9 protein-coding genes are annotated in these 24,360 nt (G+C 69.8%); all 9 read right to left on the bottom strand.

The features are described 5' to 3' along the window. Window positions 1–4: 4 nt before the first annotated feature. Window positions 5–3,382, bottom strand: coding sequence for an Ig-like domain-containing protein (locus OK345_RS11995; protein WP_265128218.1), 3,378 nt, complete (start codon window positions 3,380–3,382; stop codon window positions 5–7). Further along, entirely contained in the window at window positions 3,379–11,280 is a 7,902-nt protein-coding gene (locus OK345_RS11990) for an SdrD B-like domain-containing protein (RefSeq protein ID WP_265128217.1), read from the bottom strand. The genes OK345_RS11995 and OK345_RS11990 overlap by 4 nt, the downstream gene beginning before the upstream one ends. A 406-nt stretch (window positions 11,281–11,686) precedes the next feature. Then, on the bottom strand, window positions 11,687–12,448 hold the full coding sequence (locus tag OK345_RS11985; protein WP_265128216.1) for a response regulator transcription factor: 762 nt from the start codon (window positions 12,446–12,448) through the stop codon (window positions 11,687–11,689). A gap of 93 nt (window positions 12,449–12,541) precedes the next feature. Continuing rightward, entirely contained in the window at window positions 12,542–14,686 is a 2,145-nt protein-coding gene (locus OK345_RS11980; protein WP_265128215.1) for a S46 family peptidase, read from the bottom strand. A gap of 207 nt (window positions 14,687–14,893) precedes the next feature. Then, on the bottom strand, window positions 14,894–18,703 hold the full coding sequence (locus OK345_RS11975; RefSeq protein WP_425510970.1) for a translocation/assembly module TamB domain-containing protein: 3,810 nt from the start codon (window positions 18,701–18,703) through the stop codon (window positions 14,894–14,896). A 44-nt stretch (window positions 18,704–18,747) separates the two neighbouring features. Next, complete coding sequence (locus tag OK345_RS11970; protein WP_265128214.1) at window positions 18,748–20,532, bottom strand: autotransporter assembly complex protein TamA; 1,785 nt, start codon at window positions 20,530–20,532, stop codon at window positions 18,748–18,750. 345 nt (window positions 20,533–20,877) lie between these two features. After that, on the bottom strand, window positions 20,878–23,022 hold the full coding sequence (glyS, locus tag OK345_RS11965) for a glycine--tRNA ligase subunit beta (protein ID WP_265128213.1): 2,145 nt from the start codon (window positions 23,020–23,022) through the stop codon (window positions 20,878–20,880). After that, a complete protein-coding gene (locus OK345_RS11960) occupies window positions 23,019–23,282 on the bottom strand; it encodes a hypothetical protein (RefSeq protein WP_265128212.1) in 264 nt (87 codons plus the stop codon). Before OK345_RS11960 ends, glyS begins: the two co-directional genes overlap by 4 nt. Further along, window positions 23,279–24,190 carry a glycine--tRNA ligase subunit alpha gene (gene glyQ, locus OK345_RS11955; protein WP_265128211.1) on the bottom strand — a complete coding sequence of 304 codons (912 nt, stop codon included), beginning with the start codon at window positions 24,188–24,190 and terminating at the stop codon, window positions 23,279–23,281. The genes OK345_RS11960 and glyQ overlap by 4 nt, the downstream gene beginning before the upstream one ends. Between the last annotated feature and the right edge of the window lie 170 nt (window positions 24,191–24,360).

Genomic DNA, 24,360 nt, shown 5'->3' with positions numbered 1-24,360 from the left:
ATCCTCAGCGAGCCGGGTCGCGGTAACGGACCGGGTCCGGGCGGAAAAGGTCTTCATCGAACTTGAAGCGCAGGCGCAGGAAGAAGCCCTGCTGGGTGTATTCGTAACCGTTGAGGTCGCGGTCGCCTTCGAAACCGGTCCAGTTGTAGCCGGCCGACAGCCACAGGTTCTGCCGCAGCAGCCGGCCCACTTCCATGCCGTAGGCGTACTGGTTGGCGCCGTACTGGCCGCGGAAGGTGGAGCCGAGCACGCCGATGTCCCAGTTCTCGGTGATGTCGTAGACCACCCGGCCGGACAGCAGGACCGCACGGAAACTGCTGTCCACGCGCGAGCCGTCGCCATAGGCGAACTGGTCCTGCTGCCACTTGCCGGCGATGCGCCCGGTCAGCCACCAAGGCCGCGACGGGTGCCAGTCGGCATGGGTGGAGACGATGTGCGCGCGGGTGCGCACGTCCTGGCTGCCGCCGTCCACCGCCTGCCCGGCCACCAGCAGCAGTCCGCTTTCGTCGCGTTCGAGCTTGTATTCGTAGCGGGCCAGCGCGTTGACCCGGTTGCGGTCAGTGTCGCGGTAGGCCAGGCCGATCTGGAAGCGGTCCTGCAGTACGTCGCCGCGCTCTTCGTAGTCGGTCGCCAGCAGGTAGTTGCGCGCCAGCAGGGTCCAGTCGCGGCTGAGCTTGCGCGCCAGCATGAACTGCAGCAGCGTGGTGTCGAACGCCTCGTTGGCCTCGGTGCCGGGTACGTCCTCGGAAATCCGGTGCTCGGCACGGATGGCGCCGCGCCACAGCGGGTTGGCGCTGTAGTCCAGCGCCAGCGCCAGGCCGGTGCTGTCGCCGGTGTTGCCGTCGATCACCTTGACGTGCTCGGCCGAGCTGCTCAGGCGCAGGCCCTCGGCGATATCCCAGTTGTTGCGGATGCCCGAGGCGGTCTGCACGTCGCGGCCGCTGATGGCATCGCGCAGGCGGTACTCGCTGAAGGTCTGGGTATCGCGCAGGTAGCTGCTGTCGATACCGAACACCAGCGCATCGGCCTGCCGGTCGGTGGTGGTGATGCCGTAGGCGCTGGTCAGGCCGGTCTGCCTCTCGTAGCGGCCGTAGACGCGGCTGCGCTCGAACACCTGGTAGTCCAGGCCGGCGGCGACGCGGTGGCGGTCCTCGCCGCTGACGCTCTGCTCCGCTTCGGCGCCGGCACTGAAGCGGTCGTTGAAGCGGTAGCCGACGCCGATGCGGGCGCTGTCCGATTCCAGCCTGGTGCCCACCGGCAGGTCGCTGGTGATCGGGCTGCCGGTCGAGGAGCCGTTGATCACCATCAGCCCGGTGGCCGGGTCCAGCGCCTGCTGGCCATAGCCCAGCGCACCGCCGCCGGCACCGGTGGCGAAACCGCCGGTGAGGCCGCCGAGGTTGCCGAACGGCGTCCCCGAGGACCACGGCGAGGTGGTGCCGATGGTCTCGCGGATGCTGCGCACGCCGAGGTCGAAGGTCAGCCGTTCGCTGGCGCCGATGCGCACGCCGGCGCCGCCGGCATCGCGCTTGCCGCCATCGGGATTGCGATCCTCGCTGCGCAGCCCTTCGACATACAGCTCCAGCCGCGGGCCGACGGTATAGCCCAACCGTGCCTGGTACTCGCCGCGGCCGCCGTACAGCGGCGAGGCCGGGTTGTTGAACGCCGGATCGGTACGCGCGGCGAACAGGCGCGCGTCGAACTTCTCGCCGTCGTGGCCGAACTCCACCCGCCAGGCATCGCCTTCCACTTCGCCGCTCAGGTCCTGCAGCCCCTGCGAGGTGATCTGGTTGAGCGAGTTGGTGTTGATCTCGCTGCGGGTGCGGGCGAACTCGGCCACCAGCGCGGTATTGGCGCCGAAGCGGTAGCCGGCATTGACGCTGGCCATCTTGAACTCGGCGAACGGGTTGCGGTCGTCGACCGCCGAGGCGCCCACTTCCAGCTTGTCGGTCAGCTTGAACTGGCCGTCGGCACCGACTACCCAGAACTTCTCGGTGCCCTGGTCCAGTTCGTAGGTGATGCGCAGCGACACCGGGTTGAGGTCGCTGTCGAAGGACGGCATGAACTGGTTGAGCAGGATGCGCCCGGAGAACGGCTCGAAGCTGTAGTCCACCAGCCGCGCCAGCGGCCGCACCGAGACGATGCGGCTTGGCTGGTTGCGGTCGCGCACGATCACTTCCACCCGCTCGCTGCCTTCCAGCACCGCGTTGTTGCGCAGCGCGTACGGGCCGCTGCCCTGGCTGCGGAACTCCTCGATCACCTGCCGCAACGAGTCCTGGATCGCGAACACGTTGGAACGCACGCGCTCGCTTTCGAAGTGCCAGCCCAGGCCGGTGGCGGTGCGGTTGTAGGTGCTCAGGCTGCGCTGCGGGATCGCGCCGCTGCCGCCGATCCCGGTGGCCGTAGCCAGGGTGTCGCCGGTCTGGAAATCGCCGTACAGCAGGTAGCTGCGCTTGTTGTCGATGCGCACGTACAGGCGCTCGGCCGAGCGCGCGTCGAAGCCGCGCAGCGACGAGTCGCCGTACACCGGGTAGAACTCCTCCGGCTGGATGTCGCGCAGCAGGCGGCCGCGCACGTCCTTGTCCGAGTCGTAGGCGGCGGTGAGCAGGTACTCGCCCTTGATCCGGCCCTTGACGAAGAACGCGGTGCGCGCGGCAGCGTTCGCCTTGCCGTTGTTGAACTGCTTCTCCCAGCGGCGGATGTCGCGGTCGAACGCGTCGTTGTGCTCGACCGGCGAGATCAGGCTGGCGTTGGACTTGTTGCGGAAGTTGACCACGCCCTCGATCAGGCCGGTGGCCAGCAGCTCGCGCAACTCCGGCAGGAAGCCGATCACGCCTTCGGCGGTGTGGCCGCCGGCGGTGATGCGCAGCACCACGTCCTGCGGCTCGTGCGGGGCCAGCAGGTCGAACTCGGCCACGCCGTCTTCCACCGCCAGCTGGATGCCGGGGGTGACCTTGTCGGCATCGCTGGCGCCGGGACCGAACTCGTCGGTGCGCGAGCCGGGCAGGCGGATGCGCCCGCCGCTGTGCTCGATGGTGGCGAAGGCCTTGCCGGCCAGCGGTCTGCCCTCGGCATCCAGCAGTTGCACGCGGATGTGCACCGGGGTCTGGCCGTCGGCCGGCACGCCGTCGCGGTCCACCTCCACCCGCACGCGGTCCACGCCCTGGTTGAGGCGATAGTCGGCCGCGCCGGAACGGGTGGCGATGGCTTCCGGCGCCGCGTCCACGCTCGCCGGCGAACGCGGGTACAGGGTGTCGGCATCGCCCAGCACCGGGGTGAAGCGGCTGCCGGTGGCCACGCTCTGGGCCAGCGCCGGCGCTGCGGCCAGGGCACAGGCCAGCAGGCTCAGTCGCGGCATCTGCCGCAGGCAGGACAGGCGGCTCACGGCTGCACCTCCTGCGCGGCCGACGCCGATGGCGGGTTGGGTCTGGGTTCCACGATCGGTCTCTGGTTGGCCGAGTCCGTGGCCTGCTGCGGCGCACGGAGCGGCTTGCTTTCAAAACGCAGCTGCGACTGCCCGGTTTCGGTCTCCGGCGCGCGCACCTCGCCCTGGGTGCGGCGTGCCTTGACCTGCTCGATCACCGGGTTGGAGCAGCTGCCCTCGATGAAGTCGGCGCGATGCAGCTCGCCGTTCTTCAGGTCCAGGAACAGGCTGTCGGCGTCGCCCAGGTTGCGGTTGGAGCTGGTGGTCAGGCGCGAACCGGCCGGCAGGGTGGACGGGTCCACCTTCAGCGTGTGGCTCTGCGGCGGCAGGCCGCAGTAGCTGTACTTGCCTTCCGAATCGCTGATCACCCAGGTGCCGTTGGAGAAGTACAGGCGCACGCCCGGGATGCCCAGCTCCTCCTCGTCCTGCACGTGGTTGTTGTTGCAGTCCACGAACACCTTGCCCAGCACGCAGGCTTCCTCGGCGAACACGCCGCCGGTGACGCGCACGCGGTACTCGGCACGGTTGGACGGCACCGAGCCCGGCAACGGGGTCAGGCTGACCGGATCGATGCAGCCGCCGGCGATGGAGCAGCCGTGGGCCTGGGCGCGGTTGACGCCATCGCCCTGCTGCGCGCCGACGCCGATGCGGACGCGGTAGGTCAGCACGATCTGGCCGCCGGTGCTGAGCGGGCCAACGTCGAAGCCCAGCTGCGGACCCGGCTTGCCCAGCGGTTCGGCCACGGCCACGCCGCCGGCACGCGCGGTGCCTTCGATGTAGGTGAAGCCGCGCGGCAGGGTGTCGACCACGTTCACCGTCTGCAGCGGATTGCCCGCGGTCTGGCGGATGGTGATGGTGTACTGCACGGTGTCGCCGATCTCCGCGATGCGGCGGTCGCCGGTCTTGGTGATGACCAGGCCCGGCGCCACCGCCGCATCCAGCGGGATGTGGTTGTGGATGATGCCGCCGGTCGCCGAACCGGAGAACAGCGTCAGCCAGTACTGGGTCTCCGTGCCGACGGCACCGGTCGGCGCGGTCGCCTGCGGCTGCACCGGATGGCTGCTGCCGCGTCCGCCCGGCGGGGACAGCGAACCGTCCTGCGGCGGGATCACCTGCGACACGAACTGGTAGCCGCCCGGCGGGGTCACCGTCAGCCGGAACTCGCAGCGGTCCGGGGCGCCCGGGCCGAACACGAACTGGTAGTAGCCGTTGCTGCCCACCGTCATCGAGATCGCATTGCCCTCGACCGTGTAGCCGCCGCCGGCGGCGTTGAGCACCGCGGTCAGCGGGTCGTAGCCGTTGCACACGCCCACCGGCACCAGCGTCACCACCGCGCCCGGTACCGGGTCGCGGGTGCTGGAGTCGTAGACCACGCCCGACGGATCCACCGGCAGGCTCTGCTGCGGCAGGTGCGCGCCCGGCTTGAGCACGACCTGCAGCTGGCTGACGCCGCCGTCGGTGGTGCGGCAGGCGCTGGCCTCGCCGTTGGCGATGGCCGCCGCCGCATCGCAGGACACGCCGGTACCGGCCGCGTTCTCTCGGTTCACCGGCCACGCCCACAGCGTGCCCGAGGCCGGATCGCGGAAGCGGATGTTCCACTCCACGCCCGGGACCACGTCGCCGAAGCGGTAGCTGCCGTCGGCCGCGGTGGTGGTGGTCTTGACCACCTCGCCGCTGGCCGGATCGACCAGTTCGACGATCCACGACGGCAGGCGTTCGTCGCCGCCGTCCAGCAGCGAGTCCTCGCTGCCGATGTCGAACCACACGGTGCCGCCGACCGACGCCGACAGCTGCACCTCGTTGGGCACGCGGCAGGCGTTGCGGGTGATGCCGTCTTCGCACAGCGGCAGGTCTTCCACGTCGCCGTCGAACGCGGCGCGCTCTTCCGGGGTGGGCGTGCGGAACGGGTTCTCGCCGCCACCTTCGACCAGCACCGCATTGTTCACGGTGCCGGCTTCGGCCGCGGCCGCCGACACGTTCACGGTGACGGTGATTTCCGAGGGCGAGGTCGCACCGGCGCCGATGACGTCCGAGCTGCGGCACTCGAAGCGGGTATCGCCCACCGCGCCGCCGCAGGTCCAGCCGTTGCCGGCCGGGGTCGCGGCCAGGCTCAGGCCCGTCGGCAGGCGGTCGTGCACCACGTATTCGCCGGCGGACGGCTGCTGGCCGCCGTTGCGCACGCGGATCACGTACGTGGCCAGGTTGTTGACCGTGAACTTGACCGTGGTCGAGGACTTGCTGACCAGCATGTCCGGCGAATCGCCGATCTCGCCGAAGTTGTTGTCGATGGACGAGCCGCCCAGCGGCAGCACGATCTGGCTGATCGCCGACGGCGTGGTGTCCTTGTCCGTGGCCACGCCGACGGGGGTGCCGTTGATGCTGCCCGGCGTGGTGATGCCGTTGAGCGTCTCCGGCGGCTGCGTCGGCTCGGTCACGGTATAGGTGCCCGGACGCAGGCCTTCGAAGCGGTAGCGGCCATCGGCGTCGGTGGTGGTGGTCATGCTCACCGGCTGGCCGAGGTCGTCGGTGCCGGTCAGTTCCACGGTGACGTTGGCGATGCCGCCCTCGCCGTTGTCCACGAGGCCGTTGTCGTTGCCGTCGTTGTAGACGCGGCCGGAAATGACGCCCGGCGGAATCTCGCCGAAGTTGTTGCCGGTGGAATGCTCGTTGACGCCCAGCGTGATGCCGGTGATCGCCGACGGCGTGGTGGTGGCCGGGGTGCCGGTGCCGCCCGTGGTGCCCGGAACGGTCTGGCCGTTGTTGGTACCGGCCGGCTGCGTCGGCTCGGTCACGGTGTAGGTGCCCGGCGGCAGGTTCTCGAAGGTGTAGTTGCCGTCCGCATCGGTGGTCACGGTGACCGGCGGCAGCACGTTGCCGGCCGCGTCGGTGCCGGTCAGGGTCACGTCGACGCCGGGCAGGCCGGTTTCGTCCGGATCCACCACGCCGTCGTTGTTGCGGTCGATCCACACCTTGCCGCCGATGCTGCTGTTGCGGGCCATCTCGCCGAAGTTGAAGTCGGTACCGTTGGCGCTCAGCACGATGCCGCTGATGCGGTCGGTGGTGGCCGCGTCGCCGGACACGCCGGTGGCGACGCTGCAGACGGTGCAGGGACTGCCGCCGATCCGGCCCGGACGCACCGCGCTGGGCTTGTTGGCATAGCCGGTGGGCAGCAGCTGGCGCACGGCGTAGGTTTCGCCGCCGACCAGGCCGCTGAACTCGTAGAAGCCGTCGCTGCCGGTAACGGCGGTAGCGGACGGACCGCCGACCGGAACGTAGACGCCGCCCTGCAGGATCAGCAGTTCCAGCGTCGCGCCGGCGATCGGCGTGTCGGTGACGCCGGGCACGTACACGTCGTCGGGTTCGTTGTCGGCGAAGACGTAGCCCGACAGCGACAGCAGGTCGGTTTCCGGGAAGTCGAACTGCACGCCCTGGCCGCCGCTGCCCAGCACGATGCCGCCGATGACGCTGCTGCCCGGCGTGTTGTTCACCGCATAGCCGCCCGCCGCCGGGGTCACACCGGTGCTGGTGCCGTTGCGGTTGCTGCGCGGGGTGTTCGGTTGCGGCACGCCGTTGTTGTAGGCGGCCGGCACCGTGCCCTGGTCCTGGGTGATGGTGTAGCCGTCGGCATTGGACGGGGCCAGGTTGCCGAAGCTGTAGTCGCCCTGCGCGTCGGTGGTGACGGTCAGGTTGACCGTGTTGCCGTACAGGTCGATGCCGGTCAGGGTCAGGTTCACGCCGTTCAGGCCGGCATCCTGCGGAGCGCCGGTGCCGTCCTGGTCGCCATTGTTGTTGCGGTCCAGGAACACGCGGCCGCCGATGGAGGCGTCGCGCACCTGCACCGGACCGTCGCCGTCGTTGTTGTCCGGGTCGCTGTCCTTGGCCAGGTCTTCGCCGTCCGCGTCCTTGCCCGGCGACACGGTCGCATGGTTGTTGACGTTGCTCAGGTACGGGCCGGTGTACACGCCGGCCTTGGGCCGCGCGTGCAGGGTCAGGGTGAAGCCGCTGTTGGCCGGGAAGTTGCCGTCGATGTGGCAGGTGACTTCCTGCTGCTGGGCCGGGCCGGTGACGTTGGCGATGCCGTTGGAGACGTAGCACACGTTGGCCGCGTCCGGCGACGCCGGCGGGCCGGCCAGCACGGTCAGGTTGCCGCCGCCGGCGCTCAGCGTGGCGCCGCCGGTGGCGCTGCCGACGCCGGGCGCGGTGCTGCCGACCCACTCGAAACCGGCCGGAAGGGTATCCACCAGGCGCATCTGGGTGGAGGTGGAGATACCGTTGTTGCGCAGCACGATCTGCCAGGGCACCGGCTGGCCGACATCGACCGGCGACACCGTGGCGGTCTTGCTCACCACTTCCAGGTCGGTGCTCGGGAACAGCACGTTGTTGATCGCGGCCAGGTTGTTGCCGGCCTGGGCCGGATCGGCATCGCACTTGCCCGAGGATTCGTAGCTGTTGGTTTCGTCGGCGCAGACGTTGACCGCGTTGCCGAAGATCACCGTGGTGTCGGCCACGCCCACCGGACGGAACACCAGCTCGAAGTTGACCTCTTCGTTCACGTCCAGCGTGTCGAAGGTGCACACCGCCTCGGCGCTCGGCGCCGCCTGGCTGCAGGCAATGGTCTTGTTGGCCAGGGTATAGCCGGAACTGGCCGGGGCGGCGTTCAGGTTGCCCGGCGCGGGTGCCTGCAGTACCAGGGTGAAGCCGGCCGGCACCGTCAGCCTGTCGGTCATGACGATGCTCTCGGCGATCGACGGGCCGGCATTGCGGATGCTGAAGCGGTAACGCAGGTCGTCGCCGGCGCGGAACTCGCTCTGCCCGGCGGGGAACAGCGGCACCTTGCCCTGCTGCAGGTCGAACGAGGGCACGGTCACGTCGAACACGGCCGAAGCGGTGTTGTTGGCCAGCGCATTGGCGTCGCCGCAGGTGGCCGAGTCCGCCACGCCGTCGACGCGGTACTCGCACATGTTGTCCAGGTGGACGTAGGCGGTGTTGGTGACGTTCTCGTACAGCTTGTCGCCCAGCACGCCGGCGTAGCTCGCCGGCCGCTTGACGCGCGCGCGCACGGTGATGGTCTGCACCTCGTGGCGGCTGATGACGCCGGTGTTGACGCAGGAAATGCTGCCGCTGGCCAGGTTGCTGGCCGCGCAGCTCATCTTCGCCGGGTCGGCCGCGTCGACGCCCAGCACCTCGAACGCCGGAACGGTCGGGCTCGGCGTGCCGGTGAACAGGCTGTCGGTGATGCGGAAGTTGCCGGCGGCGATGTGGTCCTGGCCCTGGTTGCGGGCGGTGATGGTGAACATCACGGTCTCGCCCACCGAGGCCATCGGGTTGTTGCCGCCACTGGCCGGGATCGAGGTCGCCACGGTCTTGCTGGTCAGGGCCACGTCGGCGCGGCGCTCCACCACCACGCGGGCGCTGTCGCTGAGGTTGCCGCCCCCGGACAGGTCCTCCAGGAAGGCGTTGATCGAGTCCAGCGTGGCCTCGTTGTCCAGCCAGCCGTTGGCGTTGGTCACGCCCAGCGGCCGGGTCAGCGTGGCGGTCACCACGATGGTGGAACCCGGCGGCACGTTGTTGAAGTTGCAGACCTGCTCGTAGGTGCCGCCAGTCTCGACCACGCCGTTGCCATGCCCATGGTTCTGCGGGTTGCCGGAGATGCTCGCCGGGCAGCTGTGCGTCACGCCGGGCGCGCCACTGGTGTCGTAGCTGAAGGTGATGTTCGGAGAGACGTAACCGGGCGTACCCGCCGCCCGCATCAGGCCACGGTAGATGTCCTTCACCTGCAGGTTCGGGATGGTCTTCTGCGCGGGGTTCTGGGCGACCGATGCCGTGGTGATGGTCATCCGCCAGTGCAGGTCGTTGTCGGCGGCCGCCAGCGTCGGCGCATCGGCGACGTTGTCGTACCAGTTGGTACCGTCCACCGAGGATGCCTTGACGATGCCGACGCGCGCTTCGCCCGCCAGGATCGTCGTGCCCTGGCCGGTGACGCCGCGGCAGTCCTGGCCATCGAGGCCGTTCTCGCCGATGCCGCCGGACGCGCCGGAATCGGCCGGGTCCGCCGGCTGCGGGCCGTCGTTCTCGTCCAGCCCCAGCAGGCGCAGTACCTCGCTGCCGGTACAGGCCAGGTTCTGCAGCGCCACCGGATCGGGGCCGAGGGTGGCCGCGTCGACCACGGTATGGGTAAAGCTGAACTCGCGATACTGGCCGACCGCCATCATGCCCGGCCCGGTGTGTTCGCAGGACACCTGGGTGGTCAGGTCGGGATAGCCCGCTCGCGGCGAGTTGGGGGTGACGATGCAGCTCCAGCCGCCCGTCGGCGTGCCGATGGCACCGCCGGCGATTTCGCGCGGATCCAGCCAGTCCACCACGCGCAGGCGATGGTCGGCATCCCAGGTGACCGTTTCCGGGCCATGGTTGGTGACGCGCAGGGAGGTGGTGACCGTGCCGCCCGCCGCCACCTTGGCCGGCGACTTGCTCTTGCCCATGCCCAGGTCGGCCGCCGACGGCGCCATCCAGTAGCGCCGGGTCGCGCTGTTGTTCTCCAGCCTGCCATCGTTCTGGCCTGCCGGGGGCGTGACCACCGCCGGCAGGTACAGGCCGTTGCGACCCGCGTTGTCCAGGGTGATGGGCAGCACGAACTGGGCGTTCTGGCCTTCGTTCAATGCACCGGCGGTACAGGTGACCTTGGTGCCGCTCCAGCTGCCGGTCTGGGTGCCTCCACCGACCGGCGGCGAGATGGTCAGGCTGCCCGCTGCGGCAGTGCAGCCGGCCGGCAGCGTGCCCAGGGTGAAGCCTGCGGGAACCACGGTTTCCACCACGGCGCCGGCAGCCGACGTCATCGGCCCGTTGTTGCTCACCGTCAAGGTGATGGTCCGGCTGCTCAGGCCCGGCGACGGCGAGGCCGAGCTGTTGCTGATCGTGCTGGTGATGGCCACCGCCAGGTCCGTGGCCGGATTGGTGTTGTAGGGCAGGCTTACGGTGTTGTTGCCGGCGTTCAGATCGATGTAGAGCGTGTTGCCCGAACTGATCTGGGCGGTGTTGACGAAACTGCCGTGACTCTCGGTGCGGCCGGTGACGTTGATCCGGCTGGCATTGAGCTGGGCTGCGGTGATGGCGCTGCCGCCGGCGCTGTAGGTGCAGGTCAGCGTGCGCGTGCTGTTGGCATTGGCGACGGTGTTGCAGGAGGGCGTAAGCGGGCCGCTGACCACGATCTCCTCCAGCACGAGTCCGGTGCTGGCATTGCCCGGCAGGGTGTCGGTGATGGTGATGCTGCCGCCGACCGGCACCTCGTTGCCGCCCGTGGCGATGTTCGGCGCCAGCTGGAAGGTGACCAGGCCACCGGCCAGCGGATTGCCGCTGGCCGGGCTGGTCATGTCCTTGACGACGGTGAGGTCGCCGGCGTTGCGTACCTGGCCGGAGAACGCCGCCGCCGGGCCGGAGGTGCCGGTCGCGGAGAGGTTGAAACCGCCCGCGATCGCACCCTGCACCGGGAAGACCAGGATGCCGCTGCTGCCGGCAGGCGCCGTGCACGTCATGTTCGGCGCCGAATAGGTGCAGTTGGCCGGCGGCGCCGGCGGATCGACCTGCAGCTGCGCGGGGATGACGATGGAAATGGTGTCGCCTGCGCCCCCGGTGCGCGTCCAGTTGATGGAGACGTCCACCTGCTGGCCGATGCCGATATCCGGCGCGGTGGTGACCTGGGTGGGCGTCACCGCCGCCTGCGCCGATGGCGCAGCCAGCAGCGCGGCCGCCAGGCCAAAGATGCCCAGGCGATGGTTGCCCGCCGAGAAGGCGGCCTTCACCTGTGACAGTACGGCACCCAAAGCGCCCATGCCGGCGCTGGCACGACCCTGCTGCTTGTACACGCGTTTTCCCCTATTCCATCGTTTGCAGCGGCGCTGTCTGCTGTGCGCTGCATGTGGCTGCCTGTGCCGGCTCGCGGACAGGCCATGCCCCTTGTCGGTCAGCGACAATGGGGCGGGGGAATTCTGGGAGGGAGTACCGTCAATGACAGTACCGGACGATCTCGCTCGCTCTCACAGGCTCACGGCAGCCGGGCAAACCCGGCGGGAGCCCCGCCTCGATGCGACGCTCTGATGGAGAGGGTGCCGGAGTCGCGCTGCAACGATCGCGATCGCCGCCCGGCGACGATGCGGATGACGGCGCCCCCGCACCCGGCACCTCCGGCAGGCAGCATCACGCCACGCCGTGGCCATCCATGCGATGGAACCTCTTCGGACGGTCCGGGCGAAGACCCCGGTCGCTACCTGCTCAGTCTCCGTTGGGCAGGCACAGGTAGCCCACGCCACGCAATGCACGCACCGGCAGCGGCTGGCCGGTCGCCGTCTTCACCCGGCTGCGCAGGCGGTGCACCAGCACCTCCAGTCGATGCGGGTCGAAATCCCAGGGCTGGTCGGTGATCGCCGCGATCAGGGTCTCGCGTTCCACCGGCGCGCTGGGCGTGGCGAACAGCGCGCGCAGGAATGCGCGCTCGGCTTCGGTCAGGGCCAGCACCTGGCCATCGGGCGCGCACAGCTTCCAGCCGTCGGCCTGCAGGCTCCATTGGCGCGGCGCCGGCGCCATGGCGGCCGGCGTACCTGCGGCCATCGCCGGCGGCAGGCGCCGGCGCAGGCTGCGCAGTGCCGCGGCCAGCACGTCCAGGTCCAGCGGCTTGACCAGGTAGATGTCCGCGCCCAGCGACAGGCCGTGGGCCATGTCGTGCGCGCCGCCGCGGCCGGTCAGCATGACGATGCCGATGTCCACCGCGCGACGCAGGTGGCGGGTGACGGTGTAGCCGTCCTCGCCGGGCAGGCCGACGTCGAGCACGACGATGTCGCAGCGGCCCACCGCCAGTTCGCGGTACAGCGCCTCGCCGCTGTCCATCCCGCGCACCTGCGCACCGCGCCAGCGCAGGTCGTCGACCATCAGTTCCAGCAGTTCCGGATCGTCCTCGACCACCCAGACCGCCAGCCCCTCCAGTTCCGTGCGCGTGGCCGCCGGCGTGTCGCCGGCCGGATCGTCGTGTCCCCCCATCACCTGATCGCTGCCTCCCCGTCAACCGGGTCGCAGTCTAGCCCGCGGCCGGCGGCCGGCCAAACCGGCGGGCCGCGGCGACCGCCATGACGGCTATTCCTGCGGCACGCCCATCTCCGCCAGCAGGCCGGGCGCCGGGTAGACCTTGGCCATCAGCCAGCGCATGTAGCGCATGTCCACGTGCACCGCACGCTTGTAGCGCGGGTCGAACCACCAGTTGGCGCTGACCGATTCCCAGTTGGAATCGAAGTTCAGGCCGATCAGCTCGCCCTTGGCGTTGAGCACCGGCGAGCCGGAGTTGCCGCCGGTGGTGTCCAGGTTGGTGAGGAAATTGACCGTCTGGGTCTTCAGCGCCGGGTCGGCGGTGTTGCCGAAATCGCCCTTGGCGATGGCGTCGAGCAGCGGCCGGGGCGCATCGAACGGATAGGCATCGGTGTTCTTCTCGACGATGCCGGCCACCGTGGTCACCGGCGGGAAGTGCACCGCATCGCGCGGGTGCAGCGCCTCGACCTTGCCGTAGCTGATGCGCAGGGTGCGGTTGGCGTCCGGGTACAGCGCGCGGCCCTGGCTGCTGCGCCAGGCGAACAGCGCCTGCATGTAGGCCGGACGCAGCCGCAGCTGCTCGCCCTCGCGTTCCTTGCGCTCGTTCTCCAGCCGCAGCTGCGCGGCCACCAGCGGTGCGGTCGCAGCCAGCAGCGGATCGGCCGCCAGCGGCTTGCCTTCGCGCGCGGCGGCGAAGCGCGCCAGGCGCTCGCCCTCCTCGCCCAGCCGGGTGCCGGCGTAGAGCGCATCCAGCGCCTTGCCCAGCTGCGCCGGAGTGCGGCCGAAGGCAGCGTCGAACTCGGGCACGCGCTGCGCGTCGGGCAGCTGCTGGTAGCGGGTGAGCAACGCGGTCAGCAGCACCTTCTCCACCGCCGGATCGTAGCGGCGCTGCACCTGCTTGAGCGTGCCTTCGATCAGCGCCTGGTCGCGCTGCTGGTAGCCGCTCTCGCGTTCGGCATCGGGCCTGGTCGACTCGATGCGCAGGCGCTCGAGCAGCAGCGCCGAACGCAACAGCTGGGTCTGCCCGGCGATCAGCTCCAGCAGGAAATCGCGTTCGGCCAGGGCATCGCCCTGCGACAGCGAGACCAGCAGCGCGTCGATGTCGCCACGATACTTGCCGTCGGTGGCGGCCAGCATCGCCTGCTCGTCGGCCGCGCGGCGGGTCTTGGCATCGCTGCGCAGCAGCCCTTCCAGTTCGCCGGCGGCGCGCTTGCGGTTGTTCTTCAGCGATTGCAGCTGCGAGGCGTAGCGGGTGCGCGCGGCGGCATCGGCGGCGGTGGCGGCCTCGATGGTGTCGATCAGCTGCTGGAACACCTCCACCCGGCGCGGCAGCACCGTGTCGATCTGGCTGGCGAACTCGCCGGCGGTGCGGTGGCGGTAGGTGATCCCTGGATAGCCGGCCAGCATCGCGTAGTCGCCTTCCTTCGGGCCTTCCAGCGACAGCTTCAGGTGCGCCGGCGGCGCGTAGGGCACGTTGTCCGGGCTGTAGGCCGCCGGCTTGCCGTCCCTACCGACATAGGCGCGCAGCAGGGTGAAGTCGCCGGTGTGGCGCGGCCACATGAAGTTGTCGATCTCGTCGCCGTAGTTGCCGATCGCGCGCGGCGGCGCGTACACCAGCCGCACGTCCTGCAGCTCGAGCTGGCGGATGCGGTAGAAGTCCGTGCCGTAGTACATGTTGGCCACCGAGCAGCGCACCGCGCCGTCGGCCTCGCACTCGGCGACGATGCGCTTGCCGGCGCGGTCCACCGCGTCGTAATAGGCACGACCGGTCTTGCCGCGCGCATCGGCCAGCACCTCGTCGGTGACCTTGTCGAAGCCCACCGTCACCATCACCCGGAAATCCGGGTTGGCCGGACGCTCGTCGGCGCGGCCCGTGGCGATGAAACCATCGGCGATGAAGTCGTGTTCCGGGCTGGAGTTGTACTGGATCACCCCCATCGCCACGTGGTGGTTGGTCAGCAGCAGTCCCTCCGGCGAAACGAACGAGCCGGTGCCGCCGCCGGCACGCACCACCGCGCTGAGCGGCGGCGCGGTGACGTCGGCCAGGCCGGAAGGATTGCCCTTGAAACCGGCGGCCTTCATCGACTTGGCCAGTTCCGGCAGCTGGGTCGGCATCCACATGCCTTCATCGGCATGGGCGGTGGCGGCGACGGCCAGTCCCAGCGCAAGCGCGGCGGTCAGGGGTTTGCGATTCATGGGCACTCCACAGGCACGAGCAGGTCAAACGGCGACGGTAGCCCCGGTTCCCTGGCTGGGCAACCGCCAACGGTCATGGGGGCACGCCGTCACCTGCAGCGCGTCACCCACCCATGCCTTTCGGCCCACCAGCAGCACCGCAGACAGCAGCACGCTGCGCATCTATGCCCTTCCCCAGTTTCTGCCTGCGGCCAGCGGGGGAACCGGCTACTTCTCCCTGCGCCAGTTGATCGAGCCGCGGTTCTCCACCGTGCTCGATTCCACTTCGATGTCGAAGCCGCGGCGCAGCAGGTATTTGAGCGTCAGCACCGAGCCGCTGCCGACCAGCGAGACGCCGTAGCCGACGTACAGTTTGGGCGAGAGGTATTTGCCGACGCCGACCACCGAGCCGCCCAGCGCGCGCGATTGGCTGACGCCGGCGTCGTCGAAGCCGAGCTTGGCGCCCAGCTGCGAGGCCAGCAGTCCGCTGCCGGCCGACAGCGCCGCCGCAGCGGCGTTGACCTGCTGCGCCTGGTCGCCGCCGACGCCGGTCAGGCTGCGGCCCAGCACCAGGTAGGCCAGCGCCTCGGACTGCGACATCGCCGGTTCGGACCAGACGTCGGCGCGCGGCGCCAGGGCGCGGCCGGTGACGTCGATGCCGGCGGTAACGTCGCCGATCACGCGCTGGGCGCGGATGTTGATGCGTGGGTCGGATACGACGTGGTTGCTCCACACCAGGTGGCCGCGGGTGATGGTCAGGTCCTGGCCGTAGGCCTTGTAGCGCCCGCTCACTTCCAGCCCGCCGGTGGCGGTCATCTCGCGGCCCGGGCGCGCGCGCACCTGCATCTTGCCGGCCAGCGCGCCCTTGAGCCCGAAGCCGGACATCTTCACCGCGTCGCCCAGGGTCACCGCCAGGTCCATGTCCAGCGGCGAGGAAGCGGTTTCCTCCGGATCGGCCGGGTCCAGCACCACCACGTCCTCGGACACCGAGGTGCCGCGGTCCAGTCGTTCCAGGTCCAGGTCGGCCTCGGGAATGTTGACGCTGCCACGCAGCTGCATGGTGCGGCCGACGATGGTGAAGTCCAGGTCCGGATTGGCCACCGCGCGCAACTCGCTGGTGTTGGCCACCAGCACGTTGTTGCCGCTGATGTGCAGCTGCAGCGGCGTGGCGTCGCCGAACCACGACAGCCCGCCGTCGACCACCAGCGTGCCTTCGCCCGAACGCAGCGAGGCGTTGATGCGCGCCGAGCCGTCCGGCTGCGCGGTGAAGTTGCCCTTGCCCTCGGTGAAGTTCAGGCCCAGCGCCGGGAACTCCCCGGTGAAGTTGCTCAGCCGTGCCTCGCCGCCCAGCGACGGCTGCGAACGGGTGCCGCGCAGGCTGACGTGGCCTTCGATCACGCCCTGCGGACGCACCAGGTCCGGCGAGAACAGCTCCATCCAGTACAGCCGCGACATGTGCAGGTACAGCTCGCCGGTCAACGGCGCGGCGGCATCCCAGCCGGTCTCCACGGTGGCGTCGACGTAGCCGTCGCCCTGGAAGCCGACGCCCAGCCGCGAATGGATGCGCTGCGGGGTCAGGTCCACGTCCCAGGAGAAATGGTCGTAGCGCACCAGTTCGCCGCGGGCGTTGTCGCCCAGGCGGATGCCGCCCTCCAGCGAGGCCACCTTCAACCCGCCCTCCCAGGCGTTGCCGCGCGGACGCAGCGAGCCGTCCAGGGTCAGTTCGCCGCGCAGGTGCATGCGGCGGCCGGCGTTGGGCGGCAGCCACGGCTGCACCAGCGACAGCGGCAACGCGTCGCCGCGCAGCACCAGGCCCTCGCGCGGCCAGTTGGCGGCCAGGCACAGCGCGCCGCCGGTGGCCGCGCCCAGGCAGGTGTCGGTCAGGGTGAAGTCCGCGCCCTGCACGCTGAAGCTGGCCGGCTGCCGCAAGTGCCACGGCGCGCCCTTGGCCGGGTCGATGCGCAGCACGTCCAGCTCGCCGCGCCATTGCTGCCCGGCCTGGCGCACGCCGCCCTGCAGCGCCAGCTGCGCCATCTCGTTGCCCAGCTGCGCGTCCACACGCAGGTCCTCCATGCTGCCGCGGGCGTCCACGCGCACGCTGTCCAGCACCATGCCGACGTCGATCGCGCTGCCGCGCAGCGCCAGCGTGCCGTTGTCGCCGCGCCACGGCAGCCGTCCCTGCAGGCTCAGGCTGTCGGCGCTCCAGTCGTCCCAGCGCAGGCCGTTGCCGGACAGTTCGGCGGTGATGTCCGGCGCATTGCGCGGCCCCTGCACCTGCACGCTGCCGCGCAGGCTGCCGCTGCCGCCGGGCAGCAGGTCGTCCAGTTGCAGCGGCTGCAGCTGCGCGTCGATGTCCAGCCGGTCGCCGACCTTGCCCTTGGCTTGCACCCGGCTGCCGCCCAGCGCCAGCGTCAGCTCGCCCTCGCCCTGCTGGCCCTGCAGGGCGAAGCGGCCCTTGCCGTCGAGCGGGCGGCCGCGCAGCGTGCCCTTCAGGCCGGGAATGTCCAGGCGCGCCTCGTAGCCCGGGCTGGCGGCACCGGCGGCGGGCGCCGGCAGTTGCCGGCCGCGGCTGGCCAGCTGGCCGGACAGGCGCCCGTCCCAGCCCGGCGCGAAATAGCCGGGATCGAAGCCGCCCAGTTTCGCCGTCAGGTCCCACTCCAGCGCCGGCGCCCATCCCAGCGTGCCGGTGACGTCCAGTTCGCCACCCGGCGTGGTGGCGTGCAGTTGCTTGAACTGCAGGTTGTTCTCGTTGCCGCGGCCGTCGAACTGCAGGTGCGCCTGCTCGCCGTCGCGTTCGAGCGTGGCGGTGCCGACCGCGGCCCAGTTCTGCGGGTTGCCGGCCAGGCCCATGCGCGCTTCCACCAGTTCCACCGGCACCGGCGCCTGCCCCGGGGTAGCGGGATCGGCGGCGGGCACGAAGCGCAGCTGGCTGGCGATCACCGAGAAACGGAAGTTGGCGTTGTCCGTGTCGCGGAAATCGGCGGTGCCGTTGAGGCGGATGCGGCCGTCGAAGGCATTGACCACCAGCGGCGCCACCGACAGCACCTGGTCGTCCAGGCTGACGCGCGACGGCTCCAGCACCACCGCCATGTCGCCATAGCGGGCGTTGCCCTGCAGCTGTGCGCGGCCGCCCTTGCCCTCGGCGGTGAAGTCGAACGCCAGCGGCTCGCCATCGCCGGCATCGCCGGACGGCGGCATCAGCAGCGACAGGTCCAGCGCGTCGCTGCGCGCGGTCAGCGCCCACACCGGATCGGTGCGGCCGGTGAATACCAGCTGCGCCTGCAGCGGCGCCGGGGCGTTGCCGGCCAGCGCCACTTCCATCTTCGCCAGGTCGCCGCGCGCCACCAGCCCCAGCGAGGCCGGGGTGCGGCCCGGCGCGGCCGGCAGCCGCGCCGACACCACCAGGTCGGTGCGGTAGTCGCGCCGCGGCAGGTAGTCGCCGTGCAGGCGGAAATCGCCGCGGTCGCTTTCGACCTGCAGCTGGCGGGTGCGCAGCTCGCCGTTGGCGATCTCCAGCCCGCCGCGCACCTTGGCGATGTCGATCAGCGGCTGCTCCAGCTGGGTGATGCGGAAGCCGTCGATGACGATGCTGTCGGCCTGGATCGCCAGCGGCATCTCGATCTGCGGCAGCGAGCCGGGCCACGACGGCAGCTCGAACGGCTCGTCGCTCTTGCCCAGGTTGAGCGTGGCGCCGGTGATCTGCAGCGCGTCCAGCCGCAGCTTGCGGCCCAGCAGCGGACGGATGTCAGGGTCCAGGTAGGCGCGCTTGGCGGTGAAGTGCAGGTCGTCGTAGCGGAACTCCAGGTCGTGCAGGATCAGCGGCCCGGCCAGCGGCCCCTCGGCACGCTCCCAGGTCAGCGTGGCGCCGGCCGGCAGCCGCGCCACCACCTGCGCCATCAGCACCTCGCGCCCGGCCACGGTCTGCAGCAGCCAGTACAGCAGCAACAGCAGCAGCACCGCCAGCGCGCCGAAGGCGATGCCGCTGCGGACGGCCAGCACCCGCAGCCGCGCCCGGCGGCGCGCGCGCAGTTCGGCGATGCGCGCTTCGCGCTGTTCCGGGGTGATGTCGTCGGCAGGCCGGCTCACAGGTCCGCTCCGATGTTGAGGTACAGCTGGAATTGCGAATCGGGATGGTTCAGGCCGTGGGCGATGTCCACTCGCACCGGCCCGACCGGCGATTTCCAGCGCACGCCGAAACCGACGCCGGTGTGCAGGTCGATGTCGTTGTCGAACGCGCTGCCGGTGTCGACGAATACCGCCGCGCCCCATGGACCGCCGCCGAAATAGTGTTCGTATTCGGCGCTGGCGGTGACCACGTTCTTGGCGCCGAGCGCGAACTTGTCCGGCGCCGGCGTGCGCGGCCCGACCTCGCGGAAGGCGTAGCCGCGGATGCTGCGGTCGCCGCCGGCGAAGTAGCGCAGGCTCGGCGGCATCGCCACCAGGTCGCTGGTCCAGGTGGTGCCGCCCTCGCCGCGCAGGACCAGGCGGTTGCTGTCGCCGATCGGCAGGTACCAGCGCAGCGTGGCGTGCACCTGCACGAAGCTGGTGTCCGAGCCGGCGCCTTCGACGCCGCCGCGCAGGGTGGCGTTGCCGCTGAAGCCGCGGCGCGGGAAGAACTCGTCGTCCACCGCCACGTAGTCGGCCACCAGCTGCGGGTACAGCAGCGTGGAGTATTCGTAGCGCGAGCCCTCGAAGCTGTCGGCCGAGCTGTAGCGCCAGCGCTCGCGCAGCGCGTTGATCGAGGCGATCGCGGTCCAGTGCTCGTTGATCTCGCCGCTGCGGCTGCCGATCAGGCGCACGTTGCGCAGGTCGATGTAGTCGGTCTGCTCGTCGTAGGCGGCGGCGGTGAGCGTGTACCAGCCGTCCAGCCAGTGGAACGCCGGGACGCGGTAGCTGGTGGTCAGGCTCTTGCGCTTCTGCGCGTAGTCCAGCTGGGTGCTGAGCTTGTGCCCGCGGCGGTTGACGTAGCGGCGGTCGACGCCGGCGCGCACACCGGCGCCGCTCTCGCTGCCATAGCTCAGGCCGGCCGAGTAGATGTTGCGCTTGGCCAGCGCCAGGTTCACGTCCACCGGCACCCGCCAGTCGTCGTCGGCCTCCTCCGGCCGCGGCTGGATGTCGATGGTGCTGAAGTAGTCCAGCTTGGTCAGCGACTCGCGCAGCCGGTCCAGCTTGCCCTCGTGGTAGTAGCTGCCTTCTTCCCAGTACACCAGCGGGTCGAACAGGTCCTGGTTGAAGTAGTCCTGGTGGAAGCGGGTCGGCCCCATGTCGTAGCGGCCGCCGCTGTCCCAGCTCAGGTCGATGTCGGCGGCGTTCTCCGCGCGCGTCACCGCCACCTGGCGCTGGGTGAAGTCGGCATCGAAATAGCCGCGCTCGGCCAGCCGCCGGGTGATCACCACCTTGCTGGATTCGTAGGCGGTGTGGTCGAACACCTCGCCCTTGCGCGGCTGGAAGTCGCGCAGGTCCTGCTGCAGGTACCGGTCGTCCTCGCCCGGGCCGGTGATGGCGATGTCCGCGCGCCGCACCCGTACCGGCTCGCCCTTGTCGACGTGGATCCGCACCTGCAGGCGGTCGCCCTCGCGCGGCGCCTCCACGGTGATGGTCGGGTTGTAGTAGCCGAACGGCTCCAGCGCCTGGGCGGTCTGGCGTTCGGCCTGGGCCAGCAGGTACTCCAGCCGCGATTCGCCCTGTACCTTGCCCAGGCTCTCGTACAGCGTCAGCGAGACCTCGATGTTCTCGATCATCGCCGCGTCGTCGTCCTTGTCCAGCCCGGTGATCTCCACCTTTTCGATGGTGCCGCGGGCATGCGCGGTCGCGACCGCGGCAAGGCACAGGAACAGGGCGAGCGAGGCGAGGAATCTTGGCTGCATCGCCACAGCATAACGGGGCGTCGGCGACAGACGATATCGCATGACGTGCTTCACAGACGCAGTTAAATCGCCGTGAACGGATGCCTGCTGCGCGTCGACGCGGCGTGCGCATTCGCGGGGCGCATCTGCTGCTCGAAAAGCTCGCGACTGACGTCGCTCCTACAGGGTTCCCTGCTGCCTTGTAGGAGCGACGTCAGTCGCGACAGAAAGGCACGGACTGCCTTCTGGCAAAGAACCTCGCCATCGTACCTACCGCAGCCCCCTCCAAGATGGTCAGCCGCAAACCGGCACCGCAACGCGCAGCCGGCGATCTTGCGGATCGCCGGCCATCGCGGGCAACGTCAATCAGCCGGACAGGTGCTCGATCGCGGCGACGCTGCCCAGGCGGTCGCCCAGGGTGCGCAGCAGCGCCAGGCGGTTGCCGCGCACGGCCGGATCGTCGACGTTGACCATCACCTTGTCGAAGAACGCGTCCACCTGCGGGCGCAGCCGCGCCAGGCGGCCGAGCACGGCCACGTAATCCTTCTGCGCCAGCGTGGCGTTGGTGTCGTCGATGGCGGCGACCACGGCTTCGGCCAGCTCGCTCTCGGCCGGCTCGGCCAGCAGCGCCGGGTCGATCTGCCCCGGAATCTCGCCCTCGACCTTGCGCAGGATGTTGCGGATGCGCTTGTTGGCCGCGGCCAGTGCCTCGGCCTCCGGCAAGGTGGCGAAGGTGCCGATGGCATCGATGCGGCGGTCGAAGTCGTACAGCGAGGCCGGTTTCAGTTCGGCCACCGCGTTGAAGTGGGTAGCCGGGACGCCCTTGTCGGTGTAGTAGCCGCGCAAGCGGTCGAGGATGAAGTCGTACAAGTCGGTTGGCCTCGGGTCGGGATTGACTACACCCATTCCAACTAGCTGAAGGCCGCCCTTTGCAGAAGCATTTCTTTGCATGACTTCGACGCGACTTTCATCCACATTGCCGAAGGCAACACCAAGTAAGTCCGAAATATCCAGATCAAAACCCGACTCAATGACCGTCCGCGCCAACCCCAGCGCATTGCGCCGCAGCGCGAACGGGTCCTTGTTGCCGGTCGGCTTCAACCCCGCGGCGAAGCCGCCGGCCAGCGTGTCCAGGCGCTCGGCGATCGCCAGCACCTTGCCCAGCGGCGACAGCGCGATGTCGTCGCCGCCGAAGCGCGGCTGGTAGGCCTCGTCGATCGCCAGCGCCACGTCGCTGCCCTCGCCGCCGGCGATGGCGTAGTGGCGGCCGGCGATGCCCTGCAATTCGGGGAATTCGTTGACCATGCGCGACTGCAGGTCGTTCTTGGCCAGTTCGGCCGCGCGCTTGGCCAGCACCGGGTCAACGCCCACCTGCGGGGCGATGGCCTGCGCCAGCGCCGATACGCGCTGCACCTTGTCGGCCACGCTGCCCAGCTTGGCCTGGTAGGTGACGCTCTTGAGGCCCTCGCCCATCGCCACCAGGCCCTGCTTGAGGTCCTCGTCGAAGAAGAACTTGGCATCGGAGAAGCGCGGGCGGATCACCCGCTCGTAGCCCTTGGCCACTTCGGCCACGTCCTTCGACTCGATGTTGGCGATGCCGATGAACTTCTCGGTCAGCTTGCCGGCGCCGTCCAGCACCGGGAAGAATTTCTGGTTGACCTCCATGGTCTCGATCAGCGCTTCCTGCGGCACCGCCAGGAACTCGCGCTCGAAGCCGCACAGCACCGCGGACGGCCACTCGACCAGGTTCACCACCTGCTCGAGGTTGTCGTCGGTGATGCGCGCCACGCCGCCGGCCCTGGCGGCGGCGGCATTGACCTCGTGCACGATGCGCTCGCGGCGCGCATCCGGATCGACCAGCACGAACGCGGCCCTGAGCGACTCGACGTAATCCGTCGGCGTGCTCAGCCACACCTGCTTGTCGTGCATGAAGCGGTGGCCGCGGCTCATGCGGTCGGCATCGACGCCGAGCACGCTGGCCGGCACCACGTCCTTGCCGTGCAGCAGCACCAGCCAGTGCACCGGACGGGCGAAGCCGTAGTCGTGGTCGCTCCAGCGCATCGGCTTGGGAATCGGCATCGCGGCGATGGCCTCGCGCAGGATCTCCGGCAGCAGCTGCGCGGTGCGCGCGCCCGGCGTGACCGAACGATGCACGAAGCGCTCGCCCTTGGCGTCGCTGGTGCGCTCCAGCGCGGTCCACTCGATCCCGGCCTTGGCGGCGAAGCCCTGCAACGCCTTGGTCGGCTGGCCGTCGGCATCCAGCGCGATGTTCACGTACGGGCCCAGCACTTCCGAGCGCTGTTCCGGCTGTTCGGTTTCCACGCCCGGCAGCAGCACCGTCAACCGGCGCGGGGTGGACAGCGGCTTGGCGCCTTCGCGGTCGAAGGCGACGCCGCGCCTGGCCAGGCCATCGATCACGCCGTCGAAGAACGCCTGCGACAGGCCCGGCAGCGCCTTGACCGGCAGCTCCTCCACGCCCAGCTCGATCAGCAGCGGTTTCATTTCACTCATATGACGTCCTTGCGCATCGACATCAGGTCGCTGCGCCCAGTTGGGGGAAACACGGAAACATCGGAATCGGGCTTGCGGCGCAGCGCGCGCCCATGCACGAACAGCATCACCGGGCCGGCGACCGGTGCCAGCACCCTGTCGAAGATCAGCCACAGGATTCCGCTGCGCCCGTTGCTCATCGCCCAGGCGGCCAGCAGGGCTCCGAACAGGAAGTTCACGTAGCCGGCGCTGGCGAGCCCGTCGGCTCCGGAAAGGCTCATGGCGCCGATGCCCTCGCGGCCACGGCTTCCAGGCGCTTGGCCTCGTAGAGTTTCGCCACCGCCTGCGCCAGCGCGCGCACGCGCAGGATGTAACGCTGGCGTTCGGTCACGCTGATGGCGCGGCGCGCATCGAGCAGGTTGAACGAGTGGCTGGCCTTGCACACCTGCTCGTAGGCCGGCAGCGGCAGGCCGGCCTCGACCAGCTTCTGCGCTTCCTTCTCGCAGGCGTCGAAGCGGTGGAACATCTCGTCCACGTCGGCGTACTCGAAGTTGTAGGTGCTCTGCTCCACCTCGTTCTGGTGGTAGACGTCGCCGTAGGTGACCGCGGTGCCGTCCGGGCCGTAGGTCCACACCAGGTCGTAGACGTTGTCGCAGTTCTGCAGGTACATGCACAGCCGTTCCAGGCCGTAGGTGATCTCGCCCAGCACCGGCTTGCACTCCAGGCCGCCGGCCTGCTGGAAGTAGGTGAACTGGGTCACCTCCATGCCGTTGAGCCAGACTTCCCAGCCCAGGCCCCAGGCGCCCAGCGTCGGCGATTCCCAGTTGTCCTCGACGAAGCGCAGGTCGTGCACCAGCGGATCGATGCCCAGCGCCTTGAGCGAGTCCAGGTACAGCTCCTGGATGTTGTCCGGGCTCGGCTTCATCGCCACCTGGTACTGGTAGTAGCGCTGCAGGCGATTGGGGTTCTCGCCGTAGCGGCCGTCGGTGGGACGGCGCGAGGGCTGCACGTATGCGGCATTCCAGCTTTCCGGGCCGATCGAGCGCAGGAACGTGGCCGGGTGGAAGGTGCCGGCACCGACCTCCAGGTCCAGCGGCTGGATCAGCACGCAGCCCTGCCGGGCCCAGAAATCGTTGAGGGTCTGGATCAGGCCCTGGAAAGTGATCGGAACAGGCCGGGGTGCGGACATGCTGCGGGTTGCCGTACGGAGGGGTGCGCTAGTATAGCGAGCGGTCGCGGCCGCGCTCCCCGGCATGCCGGCACGCCGCGGCAACGGGCGCGTCGCTGCGCGCGGCGTCTGCATAGGGACGCCTGCAGCGCGACAGCCACCCGGCCGCCGCCCCACCACGATGTACATGG

Source organism: Xanthomonas chitinilytica (assembly GCF_026107455.2).
Taxonomy (GTDB): domain Bacteria; phylum Pseudomonadota; class Gammaproteobacteria; order Xanthomonadales; family Xanthomonadaceae; genus Stenotrophomonas; species Stenotrophomonas chitinilytica.
This window is presented reverse-complemented; position numbering and strand designations above follow the sequence as displayed.